Source organism: Paenibacillus sp. N3/727 (assembly GCF_022637315.1).
In the GTDB taxonomy this organism is placed as follows: domain Bacteria; phylum Bacillota; class Bacilli; order Paenibacillales; family Paenibacillaceae; genus Paenibacillus_AQ; species Paenibacillus_AQ uliginis.
Genome location: NZ_CP093336.1, coordinates 3194358 through 3207308, shown reverse-complemented (window position 1 = coordinate 3207308; position 12951 = coordinate 3194358). Strand labels below are relative to the sequence as shown.

Below are 12951 nucleotides of genomic sequence, written 5' to 3'. Positions count from 1 at the left end.
AGGCTGAAAGATTGATGAATAAGGATGCAGGCGATTCGCAGAGGTAATAATTTAGTGCTATCCTTGAGAAGATAAAAAAGATCTTTAAAAATCTAAAAAAGATGAGGGTTCATGTTATGCCCAAAAATGATAATATGCTGGCAATTCTATGGATGCTGAATTCGGGCATAAAAATGACTGCAAAACAAATATCCGAAAAGTTAGAAATAAATATAAGGACAGTTTATCGGTATATTGATGCACTATGTGCCAGTGGAGTGCCAATAATATCCGACACAGGTCATAACGGCGGGTATAGCTTGCTGAATAATTTTATCAGAGCACCTCTGCTATTTGATATTGAAGAAAAAAAGGCACTCCTTCATGCTGCTGTTTTTGCTAAAGAAGCTGGATACCCTTTGAGTGAGGCATTAGGTAATGCGACATCAAAATTGAAAATGTATTCGAATCAGGAGCAGGAAAGTATACTTAGTCGTCATTTAGCTGGATTTGATGTTATAAACCGCATGGGAGACCCTTCCGTACAGCCGGTATTGGCGGAATTGGAGCAGGCTGTAGCAAATGAATTCTCTGTAGAAATTGATTATCGCACAAGCCATGAAGAACAACCCAGGAATAGGGTGATAGACCCCTATGGAATGGTTTACTGGAACAATAAATGGTATACTATTGCATTTTGCCACCTAAGGAATGAGATCCGCAGCTTTCGTGCAGAACGGATTCTACAAATCAAGCGTACTCAAATAATATTTAAGCGTTCTGAAACTTTTTCAGCCCGTGAATTTTTTATGCAAAATTTGTTACCTGATTTAGTGGGCAAGGATGGGTTAATTCCTTTAATTATCGGAGGCCGGTCAGAGGCATTGGATGACTTATGCCTGCATTGGTTTTTGGGACATCATCTGAAAGAGCGGACATCAAATCAAGCAATCTTTTTACTTGAGGAAAAATCAATTCATACATATGTCCCATATTTTCTCCTATCTTACGGGAAATCCATTCAAGTCATCGAACCACAGAGTTTGAAAGATAGACTCGTTACTGTTGTGTCGGAGCTAATGGAATATTATCAACTTCAAAAACTTCACTGACAGCAGATGTCAGTGAAGTTTTTTTATAATGATGACAATCATTGATTACTGAGGAGGAGTAAAAATGACTGAAAGCATAAAATATACGGCAGTATCAGGTAAATATACTAAGAATGGTACACCCAACGGCGTTACATCTATCACTCCATTCATAACAGTGAAGGATCCTTCTGAAGCAATAGAGTTCTATAAAATTGTTTTCAATGCAAGGGTGAAGGATATTACTGAACATCCTGATGGTAATGGCAATAAATTAATTGTTCATGCGGAATTAGATTTTGGAAATGGTTTTTTGCAACTGGGAGCCGCGAATCCGGCATATCAATTGGCCTTGCCGCCAGATGAAGACAAGGCATGTTATTCTTTAGGAATTTACGTAATTAATGTTGATCAGGTATTTGAAAACGCGGTATCAAGAGGAGCAAAAGTACGGGAATCGGTTGTAAGCTTTGTTTCAGGTGATCGATTCGGAAGTATATTGGATCCTTTTGGAGTAAGATGGACGATTATGACTAGGATTGAAGATTTGTCAGAAGAAGAAAGCAGCCGGAGGGTTGCTGAATGGGCCAAAAGCTTTAGCGGAGAATAAATGCAATAATCATCGGGAGATAGATGTTCTGGGGCGGCTGAGGCATTCTTCGATTCAGAGATGTTTAGCATCGTTCGAATATAAAGACCAGTTTTATCTGGTAACCGAGTATTTGAAAGGATAAACGGTGGAAGATTTGATTTTCGAGCGAGGAGTAGTGTTTTCTGAAAAAGAGGAACTAGATTGGAATTTACTAATCAACTACCGATAAACAGAGTAAGTAGGAAAACAAGCTGGTTTGATGGATAAGGGGCGGGGATTTTTTCAGTTTAAATTCTTGTACTTTTTCTATGTGTATGGGATTGCCTGTTCCATAGTCATTGACCTGATAGAACGGCTTATTCCGAGGATGGTCAAATGATAGAATAATGACTTTATCTGGCTTGTAGGCTTGATTGTTACGTGCCAGACCTACATGGATTGCAGTGAATATGAAAAAATTGTCGGACAAGTGAAAGCACCTAGAAACGGTTGCGCTCACTCTGTCCGATTTTTCATGCCTATTGTATTGGAAATATTCAAGGTTGTACTTCCTTAATATCTTATAAGAAATTCTTGAAATTTCAGAAATTTATCCGATAGGGGGGTGCTATTATACAAATACAAACAAAGACGAGGTGATGATATGCAAGTGAAATTGGCAGCGGACGCCATTCCCCTCTCCAAAAAGCGGAAGTCATGGATAAGGACGATCCAAAAATATAAAGTGATGTATGCTCTCTTATTACCAGCCTTAATTTACTTTGCCGTATTCAAATACATTCCTATGGCGGGAATATTGATTGCTTTTAAAAACTACAACCTAGCTTTGGGAGTATGGGATAGCCCGTGGGTGGGATTCAAAAATTTTACGGATTTTATGAACGGCGTTTATTTCTGGGACATCATGAAAAATACGATTGTTATATCGCTCTATAAGCTATTGTTCGGTTTCTCCGCTCCCATCTTACTTGCTTTACTGCTCAATGAAGTTCATAGCCAATGGTTTAAGAAAATCGTACAAACGATCACTTATTTGCCTCATTTTTTGTCATGGGTCATTGTTTATGGAATCTTGGTAGCATTACTAGCCCCAGGAGATGGTCTCTTTAACATGATTTTCAAGGAATTTGGTGTTGAACCCATCTCATTTCTAACGGAACCTGCCTGGGGCAGACTGCTGATCATCTTATCTGAAGTATGGAAGGATATTGGATGGGGAGCGATATTGTACCTTGCAGCATTAGCAGGAATCGATCCTAGCTTATATGAAGCGGCTCGAATGGATGGCGCTTCCAAATGGAGACAGCTCTGGCATATCACTTTACCTGGCATTCGAGGAGTCATTATTCTGATGCTGATCCTTAAGTTAAGCCATATTCTGGATGCTGGCTTTGACCAAATATTCATGTTCGCCAACAGCTTTAATCAGGAGAAAATCGACATTATCGACACATGGGTATACCGTGAAGGGTTAGAGCGTCTTAAGATTGGCTTGGCTACTGCTGTAGGATTGTTTAAAGCTGTCATCGGATTTGTTTTAGTGTTGGCAGCGAATAAGCTCGCCAAAAAATTCGATGGGCAAATTTGGTGAGGTGGTTTTTAAAATGATCAATCTGACAACCGGGGAAAAAGTCTGGCAAGCAGTCGTTTATTTGATTCTTATTTTTTTATCCCTACTTTGCTTACTACCCTTTCTATATGTGGTTGCTGTCTCAGTAACGCCAGAATCGGAAGTGTTAAGAAGAGGAATTGTTATTATACCAGAATCCTTTACCTTTCTGGCCTATAAAGAAGTATTCATTTCTCATGGTATCGGGCAGGCATATAAAATTACATTGTTTCGAACGATTGTAGGCACTGCGTTAAATGTGTTTTTTACAGTAATCGCGGCGTACCCGTTATCCAAAAAATATTTGCCGGGACGCAGTCCGTTTTTACTATTCATTGTGTTTACCATGATGTTCAGTGGGGGGCTAATTCCGACATATTTACTAATCCGCTCTCTGGAATTGCTAGACAGTCCATGGGTATTGATAATTCCAAATCTCATTAGTGCATTTAATCTGGTGATTATAAAAGGCTTTTTCGAGCAATTGCCTGCTGAAATCGAAGAATCAGCGAGGGTTGACGGGGCAAGTGAGCTCCAATCGTTATGGCGGATCATTTTACCCCTGTCCTTGCCCGTCCTTGCCACCATTTCCTTGTTTTACGCAGTCGGCCATTGGAACAGTTATTTCGATGCTATTGTTTATATCAATGATTCCAACTTCATGCCACTTCAAGTTGTCTTGCGCAACATTCTGCTTAACGTCGCAACACAAAGCGCTGATTCGATTGCCAATTCCGGAGCAGTTAGCAAGTTCGCGGTGCAAATGGCCGCTGTTGTCGTGACTACGGTTCCGATTTTGATTGTTTATCCATTTATGCAGAAGCATTTTACCAAAGGTGTGCTCCTGGGATCAGTTAAAGGATAAAAGGCGTTCCAACCTAATTTATTACGGGGAAACCGTGATAATATACAAGCAAAGGAGAGGTCAATATGCAACGTAAAAAGATTTCATTTGCTATTCTGTCGGTAATCTTAGGACTGGGAACGCTATTGTCAGGATGTGGGGAAAATGGAGAAGTTACATCGACAGCTTCAAGTAATTCGCAAGGTCTGTCTAGCCAATTTGCAACTAAAATGAAAATTTCAATGTTTAACCAAGGCACTTTCAACGCTGCTGCTCCCATACCTCCACGTGATGAAGATGTTCAACGCCAAATGTTGGAGAAAGAGATGAACATCGACTTGGATATGATGATTCCTCAAGCGGGGCAAGCAACAACCAAACTGAATACGCTCATTGCAGGCGGGGATATTCCAGACTTGATCTTCTTAAAGAGCCGGGCTGATCTCGCACAATATTATGACCAAGGCGTTCTTGCGGATTTGACACCGTATCTGGATCAATTCCCTGAATTACAGAAACGGTTTACCAACGACTCCTGGGAGGCGATGTCCTACCAAGGAAAAACGATCGGAGTTCCGGGCTATGATAATGTTAACGGAATCAGCCGAAGCTTCTTCATCCGCAACGATTGGTTGAAAAAGCTGAACATGGAAGTGCCAACGACACCTGACGAACTATTTGAAGTTATGAAAGCCTTTACAGAGAAAGACCCGGACGGTAATGGAAAAAACGATACGTACGGATTCATCGGCGGTATGAATAAAGAAGGCAATCTGCAAACCTATGGCTTCGATAGCTTGATGTGGATGTTTGGCGTCAATCCTCCTGCGGCCATTGAAGTGAAAGATAATGAACCGGTATTCCTATTTATCGATCCCAAAATGAAAGAGGCGCTTGCTTACATTAATAAAATGATGTCAGCAAAAGTGGTAGACCCCGACTGGGTGACGATGAATTCGCCTGATTTGTTGGACCAAAAGATGTTTAAGGGGAAAGTTGGCTTCATGATAAGAGATGCCCGTAGGCTGGAACCGGATTATCAGCAGAAAATGAAAGAAATCAGTGGAGAGGTGCCGGGATGGATCGTCATTCCTCCGATGAAAGGTCCTTACGGTGATCAAATTGTAGAGAGAAAATCGTTCCAAGGCAATTCATGGGCCATATCCGCCAAAGCAGATAAGGACAAAATCATTCGCATCTTGTCCATGCTGAATTATCTCTTTACGGACAAAGAAGCATATCCGAATTTTGCATACGGAATCAAAGGGATTCATTGGGATATGGTGGACGGCAAGATCAAAAATAAAACCTCCGAATTATCGAAGGAAATGAAAGAAAAGTACCTATGGGTCGATCATTATAGAATGCCGCGCCGTGGTGATGATGCTGAGTACTTCAGCTTCCAGAATCCTAAGACGGCCGAAGCTTTCAAGAACAATCAGAAATATGTGGGGCCAACGTTGCCCGGAAATTTGTTGACTGCAGACCCCAGCGATACCTTGGCAGCTGACCGCTCACGATTCATTAATGAAAGCTTAGTTAAATTTATGACGGGCAAAGAGCCTCTTTCCAACTGGGACAATTTCCTCCAAACGTTGGATACCAAGTTTGACATGCAGAAATATAAGGATACAGCAATCAAGCAATTTAAAGAAGCTGGCCTCATCAAGTAAAATAAACGAAGAGAGTGGCTAATTGTAGCCCCTCTCTTTATTATCATATGCTATTCTTAGCTTAATACGGAATTAAAAGGAAGATGATCGATGCGAAGAAGAATCAGCTTGCCTTTAAAATTATTTTTTATCGTGTTTGCATTTGTATTAAGCTGCATAATCTTGATAAGCCAATTGTCTTATCGCTATGTCCAAAAGGAAATAAGAACCAATGACATTTATTACACCAACCAAATACTTGACAAGGTAGACCAGTATTTCACCGTTAATTTTTCCTCCTTCCAGACGATCCTCTTCTCGGTCGAAACATCGGTGAAAGCCAACATTGACAATACGGAAGTGATTAAAAAGCAATTAAGAGAGCTATATGAACTCAACAGTAATTACGTCAGTAATATTTATTTGATCAAAAGCGATTTATCCATTCTAGGCGGAAGTACACCTACCCGAATATTCGATGAACCCTTATCTGAAAGAGAACCTTTGTTTGATGCGGCTGACAAGAACAGAAGGACTACCTTTGTCAGTGATCCTTACAAATCTAAGTATTCCGGCTGGACAGTTACGATGGTTCGATATCTGAACGGCGCTCCGTTTCCTATGGCCATTGCGGTAGATTTGGATCTAAATGCCATTGAAGAAACTTTGTTCAAGATTAATAAACAAGAACAAATGAATCTGGCTCTGATCACCGCATCGGGTCAAATCATTGCCGGATTTTCTGAAAATAAAGGATCACTGAATATTCAAGATCATACTTTTTCAATCGGGGAAACGTCAGTGGAACAAATTCTGGATACTAGAGAAACAAGCCTTCAACTGCATACCAAGGATGGCATTCCGGTCTACCTTCTGAAAAAACCGACGGAGAAATTCAACTGGACCATTATCTCGATCAACGATGAATCACGCTTGAAAGCAGCTTTGTCCAGATTGGAAACCTATTATATCGAGCTTCTAGCTGCAGGTCTTCTCTTAAGTTTGTTCATTTCTTTTTTTATTGCCAAATATATAAGGAATCCACTCTATGCGCTCAAAACAAAAATGAAGCGGGTGGAGCAAGGCTTCCTCACAACTACAATAACGATTAACCGAAACGATGAGTTTGGTGATCTTTCCCGAGCCTTCGATCGTATGCTGCAGCAAATTGTGGAACTGATTCGGCGAGCGGAGCTTCATAATGAACTTGAGCGGAAGCTGGAAATCCAAGTGCTTCAGTCTCAAATAAATCCTCATTTTCTGTATAACACGCTTGGTTCGATCAGCAATGTTATACGCCTCGGACAAATAGAGAAAGTAGATGTGGTGATCGGGTCGCTCATTTCATTATTGGAATACGGGATAAATGACGCTTCAGAGAAGGTTTCCCTACGCCAGGAATTACGAAATGTAGCGGACTATATCGAGATCCAGAACATCCGGTATAACAGAAACTTCCACTTGATTGAAAATATCGAAGCAGGGTTAATGGATTTTCCGGTTTTTCGAATGCTGCTGCAGCCCCTTGTAGAGAATAGTATCTTCCATGGTTATAACGGAGGGGGGATCGAAGGCCCTATTACGATTCATGCGTACAGGGAGGGCGGCATCGTCATCATAGAAGTAGTTGATCAAGGAGAGGGAATTCCAGCCGATAAAATAAAGCATATTTTAATTTCAGAACCGAGTGATGTGGAAGTAAAAAGGAAAAGAATCGGGTTAAATAATATTCATGGCCGAATAAGACTTCACTACGGAGAACAATTTGGGCTCCAAATCATTAGCATACCTAAGGAAATAACCCGTGTACGCGCCTTATTCCCGGCAGACTTGCTAAAAGGAGATGCATAATGGTGAGAGACTATACCTGCTTCATTGTTGACGATGAAGACCTAATCATTCAAAGATTGGAATTGTTTTTTAACGAGCTCTCCCATAGGGATAGGCGATTTGTTCTAGTGGGAAGAGCCAATAATGGGCTGAATGGGATCGAGGAGATTTTAAAACTTAAGCCGGATATCGTATTATCCGATATCGTTATGCCGCGAATGGATGGAATCTCCATGATTGAGCAGCTAAAGCCGGAGCTCCCCCGTACCCAATACATACTTTTGACCGCCTATTCATCCTTTGAATACGCCCAGCGAGCTATTCATGCCAACGTATTGGAGTACATTGTAAAGGTTCCGCTAAGGGAAGCGGATTTGGATCGAGCTTTAGATAAGGCAGCCGGAATTCTAAATGAGGTTAAGAAAAAAGAAGCGGAATTTCAATCGTTAAACGTATCCGTGCTTGAAAATAAATATAGAGTCCGCAAGCAATGTTTTAACGAACTTATCAGAGGCGAAATTCCTTCTCATCGGGCATCGGATTTTGCCAATCGCATGCAGTTCCATTTCTTTCAAGCTAACTATTGCTGCTTCATAGTTGAAATGAATACGTATGAAAGTTTCCGAAACGAATACTCAGCTGCTGATCAAAACATCTTGAAATATGCGATTACGAATATAATCGAAGAAACGATGATGAATGGTGGCAGTGGCGTAGCTGCGGATCTGTCCGATAATCGTTTTATTGGCTTTCTATCCTGGGAAAATAACCGCAGTGATATGGAAACGGAATATGCTTGCCAATCATTGGGAGGGCAGATCGTCTCTCATTTGCATCAATATTTGAATCAAAGGGTATCCGTCGCTTTTGGAGGTCCACACCGAGGCTGGGAATCGATCAAACAAGCGTACACGGAAGCTAAAAATGTGAGTGAGGATTTCTATTATCATACAGAGAAAGTAGTAAAAACACCCATGCATCGGTTCCAATACCATAATGACAAAAAAGCAGACTTTCAGCAGAAACTGGCTGATTTTCTTATATGGGTGAAAAGGAAGATTTCCAAGGAAGAGCTGGACAATGCATTCGCCGATCTGAACCAATTTGTTACGGATCATAAAATCCACAAGTCCATCATGGCGCCGATGATTAGAGACTTGTACAGAGACATTACCAAGAAGTTTAAATCGGGGAACAAGCTGTCCACGGAAGCAGCAGAATTCCCCATGGAATTTATGGCATTTCAGGAGCAGCTTGCCTATATTGGCGACTTCACATTCGAATACGTACACGCTGGCCAACTATTACATCGTGCAGAAATCATGAGTGCTATGCATTTTATAGAGAAAAACCTGAAACAGCGTTTAACGTTGGAGGCTATTGCCGAGGAAGTGAATTTAGCACCATCGTATTTTAGCAGCTTATTCAAAAAAACAATGAACGAAGGCGTGATCAGCTACATCAACCGTAAAAAAATCCAATTAGCTCTCGAGCTGTTAAATGCTCAGGATTATTCTTTATTGGAACTGTGCGAGGAAGTAGGCATCGTCAATGAAGGTTACTTTTGCAAACTATTTAAAGAATATACGGGTGATACCCCTAAGCAATACCGGATGAAAATGACACGGTACGAATCCAAATAAGGATGCAAAAAATGTATGAGTTTTTCGCGAAATCCTATAAAAAAAAGGGGACCAAAACAATTACCATGATAGAAGCATCTAATCATGGAGGTTATCAAAATGGAGCTTATAAAAGCAGATGTAACCGTCGTAGGCGGAGGTATTGCTGGGATATGCGCTGCCATTGCTGCCGCACGCCAAGGGCTGCAGGTTTCACTTATTAATGATCGGCCGGTTCTTGGGGGAAATGCGAGCAGCGAGGTCAGGGTTCATATCAACGGGTCGGCATATCTCGGAAACAGTCCATCCTATTATGCTCGAGAGGGCGGGTTGGTAGAAGAACTCAAGCTGAAGATCTTTCATTATAATCCGTTATACAACAAGAAGCTTATGCTTTCGCTTTCGGATACGGTCTTGTTGGACATGGTTTATGATGAGCCTAACATTTCTCTATTCCTGAATACATGCGTGCATGAAACGGGCATGGAGAACGGCAGAATTAAATCGGTGGAGGGCCTTCAATTGGCTTCCGAAAGAAAATTTCGTTTTGAAAGCCGAACCTACATCGATTGCTCCGGCGATGGAATTGTTGGATATCAAGCAGGTGCTCACTTCCGATGGGGAAGAGAGGCGAAGCATGAATACAAGGAGGAGTTGGCTCCTGAAGTGGCGGATCATTACACCATGGGCGATACGATTCTGTTTCAAGCCCGTGACGTAGACTATTCCGTTCCTTACAAAAGGCCTGGCTTTGCGTATGATATTACGAAGTTGGCCTTTTTCGATAGTATCAGAAAAGGCTTAAACCATCGGTCTTTTCCAAGGAAAATCAACGGGCTTGGCGGATTGTGGTGGCTGGAATACGGCGGACATATGGATATTATCAAGAATAATGAAGACATCGCATTGGAACTGCGGAAATTGGTGTACGGGATATGGGATTATATCAAAAATAGCGGCGAGTTTGATGATGTGGACAATCTCATCTTGGATTATGTATGCCCGATTCCGGGAAAGCGGGAGTCGAGGCGGTTTATAGGGGAGCACATGCTGTCTCAGAACGATCTTACAGCAAAGCCTCATTTCGAAGATGCTGTATCCGTCGGAGGATGGTATATGGATCTACATGCGAATAAAGGCATCTACGATGAGGGGCCGGCTACAGCGTGGAATTTTGTGCCGGGATTGTATAATATCCCTTTCCGCAGCTTATTTTCACGCAATATTCCTAATCTGATGTTCGCTGGCCGCAATATAAGCGCTACCCATGTGGCTTTCGGATCTACAAGGGTCATGGCAACCTGCGGTTGTATGGGGCAGGCGGTTGGAACGGCTGCTTCGTTATGCTTGAAATATGAGGTAGACCCGGCAGCCATCGTCGAAGCTCATATGGGGGAGCTGCAAGCGCTGCTGCTTCGAGACGGGCAAACGATTGTAGGGCTTCAAGAGGAGTTGGATCCTTATTTCGCTGACGGATTAACTATTCGCGCCTCGTCTCAGCGAAGCTATGATAATCCTCATCCAACCGAAGAGATTTCCTTGGAGAAAGCGTTATGTTTGGTCTTGCCGATTCAGACATCCGTGGCTGAAAGCGTGCGGATCAAAATTAAAAATAGATCCGAGCATTCGGAAACTTTGCAAGTGAAGCTGTTTGGCGGGGAGCGGAAGGAAAACTATATTCCCACCAGCGAGCTGAAAGACTACCGCTTGGTTATTTCAGCTGGTCACGATGACTGGATTACGCTGGACTTGGGCTGCAAGAAGCCGGCTGACGACAAAATCTACATCGTATTGGAAGGTACGGCGAGCCTTGCCGTACACGGCAATGAAGAGAAAATGACAGGAGCGGTCAGCTTCCATTATAGGCCGGAAGAGCCGTCCAGGCTGAAGAAATTCAATAAGAGCATTTGCTTCAAGGATCTGATACCATCCCAGAATATGTATAATCCCGCGAATGTCGTCAACGGCTTCTCCAGACCTTATGGTCTGCCGAACGGCTGGATTTCTGAACGTACGGAAGGACAGGAATGGTTGGAATTCTGTTTTGCAAGCCCCAAGAATCTGGATGAAATCCATCTTGTTTTCAATTCGCAGCTGAATTTGGAGCATTTCGACGATCCTATCGAGCCACTTATCCAAGATTATGATGTGACCTTAACCTTAGAAGACGGAACCGAAAGTGAAATTAAAATCCGTGGGAATTATCTTACGTTGAATAAACATAAGGTGGATGCAAAAGGTGTAACCCGAATCCGGTTTGATTTCTGTGCAACTTATGGTTCGCCTTATTTTGAAGTGTTTGCTGTAAAATGGTTTGCTCCTAAAAACGCTAAGTGAGGTCAGGTGAAGTCGCGATGAAGGAATTTTTCCCTCGAAGAGGGCTGCCTAATGTCATTCATAAGTTAGAAAATGGGGATACAGTAACAATCGTCTATTTTGGCGGCAGTAATACGCGTTCTGAAGGATACAGGATCATGACGGCGGATTGGCTGCGAGGGCAATATCCCAATGCGGATATCCGCTCTGTGAATGCAGGCATTTCTGGGACAGGATCGGATCTCGGCTGCGCCCGTTTGGAGACAGATGTACTGCGTCATCAGCCTGATCTCGTGTTTGTTGAATTTGTTGGTAACGATGGCGGAGTTCCCGAATCCAAGGCGCGGATCGAAGGAATTGTCCGACAGATCCGCAAGCGCAGCCGGTTTACCGATATCCTGTTCGTTTATACGCTGAAGGAGCGGGATGTGGCCTTATTTCAGTTTGGGGAATACCAGAAGGGAGCTCTTATGCAAGAGGAAGTCGCCGACTATTACGGCATTCCTTCGATTCATCTGGGCGTAGCGGTCAGTCAATTGGTTTCGGATGGAAAGCTCATTTTCACCTCAAGGGCAGACGTGTCCATTCCCGAAGCCGTTATTTTTACGCATGATTCGATCCATCCGACTATTCCCGAAGGTCACCAGATTTACACGGATACAATCACCCGGTCGTTTGAGAAAATCAGCGAACTTCGGGATCGCGTGGGAAAGGTCGAACATTACTTGCCTCAGGACCCTTTGGTCCCGGCTAATCCTTGGGAGTATGCGACCATGCTGACACTGGATAGTCTTACTCTTTTTTCGGCAGGATGGTCTTATATGACTCCCGACGATTTTGCTTTAGTGCGTGAGTACAATTGGTTGTTCCCCGGCCTATGGCGAGCAGTCGATCCCGGGGAGGCTATCACGGTGCAGTTCGAGGGAACCCACATCGGGTTATTCGATATCGGGGGGCCTGATTCTGGCAGATTGAAGGTGTCGGTGGATGGAGGGGAACCCTTTCTTGTCGATCGATTCACACCACACAACGATCATAATCGAAATCAGTATGTATTCTTGCCGGAGCTCCCGAATGGGAAACATACGGTTCGTTTCGAAGTCGATACCGAGAAGACAGACAAAGCGGCCGTGTTTGAGGCATGCGGCAATGAACGAAGTAGAGAGCATGTTCGGCAGCATCCAGATTGGTATGATCAAACGGTGATCCAGCTTGGGAAGTTGTTATTGGTGCAGCCGCCATTATAATTGATGATTAAGCTTTGTCCACTTGGAAGACCTACATCAATATCTGACTGCAGTTGAGCGGTTAGTTATGATGTAGGTTTCTTTTTTACTTAAAATTTTATAAGAAATTCTTGAAATGAAAGAAATTTCACGGTGATGTGACATGCTATGATAAAAACGACGGAGCGGG

Annotated in this window: 9 protein-coding genes; all 9 read left to right on the top strand. The window is 42.7% G+C overall.

Annotation, left to right across the window (positions count from 1 at the left end):
* The first annotated feature begins 116 nt into the window (after positions 1-116).
* Positions 117-1091 carry a helix-turn-helix transcriptional regulator gene (locus tag MNQ98_RS14640; RefSeq protein ID WP_208919927.1) on the top strand — a complete coding sequence of 325 codons (975 nt, stop codon included), beginning with the start codon at positions 117-119 and terminating at the stop codon, positions 1089-1091.
* A gap of 64 nt (positions 1092-1155) precedes the next feature.
* Positions 1156-1680, top strand: a complete 525-nt coding sequence (locus MNQ98_RS14635) for a VOC family protein (protein ID WP_208919928.1) — start codon at positions 1156-1158, stop codon at positions 1678-1680.
* A 625-nt stretch (positions 1681-2305) separates the two neighbouring features.
* Positions 2306-3253: an ABC transporter permease gene (locus tag MNQ98_RS14630; protein WP_241928918.1), complete on the top strand. Its 948-nt coding sequence runs from the start codon at positions 2306-2308 to the stop codon at positions 3251-3253.
* A 13-nt stretch (positions 3254-3266) separates the two neighbouring features.
* Positions 3267-4136 carry a carbohydrate ABC transporter permease gene (locus tag MNQ98_RS14625; RefSeq protein ID WP_241928917.1) on the top strand — a complete coding sequence of 290 codons (870 nt, stop codon included), beginning with the start codon at positions 3267-3269 and terminating at the stop codon, positions 4134-4136.
* A gap of 65 nt (positions 4137-4201) precedes the next feature.
* Positions 4202-5788: an extracellular solute-binding protein gene (locus tag MNQ98_RS14620; RefSeq protein ID WP_241928916.1), complete on the top strand. Its 1587-nt coding sequence runs from the start codon at positions 4202-4204 to the stop codon at positions 5786-5788.
* A gap of 90 nt (positions 5789-5878) precedes the next feature.
* Positions 5879-7618 carry a sensor histidine kinase gene (locus MNQ98_RS14615; protein ID WP_241928915.1) on the top strand — a complete coding sequence of 580 codons (1740 nt, stop codon included), beginning with the start codon at positions 5879-5881 and terminating at the stop codon, positions 7616-7618.
* Positions 7618-9240 carry an AraC family transcriptional regulator gene (locus MNQ98_RS14610; protein WP_241928914.1) on the top strand — a complete coding sequence of 541 codons (1623 nt, stop codon included), beginning with the start codon at positions 7618-7620 and terminating at the stop codon, positions 9238-9240. The genes MNQ98_RS14615 and MNQ98_RS14610 overlap by 1 nt, the downstream gene beginning before the upstream one ends.
* A 99-nt stretch (positions 9241-9339) precedes the next feature.
* On the top strand, positions 9340-11556 hold the full coding sequence (locus MNQ98_RS14605) for an FAD-dependent oxidoreductase (RefSeq protein WP_241928913.1): 2217 nt from the start codon (positions 9340-9342) through the stop codon (positions 11554-11556).
* Positions 11557-11573: 17 nt separating this feature from the next.
* On the top strand, positions 11574-12782 hold the full coding sequence (locus tag MNQ98_RS14600) for an SGNH/GDSL hydrolase family protein (RefSeq protein ID WP_241928912.1): 1209 nt from the start codon (positions 11574-11576) through the stop codon (positions 12780-12782).
* The last annotated feature ends 169 nt before the right edge of the window (positions 12783-12951 follow it).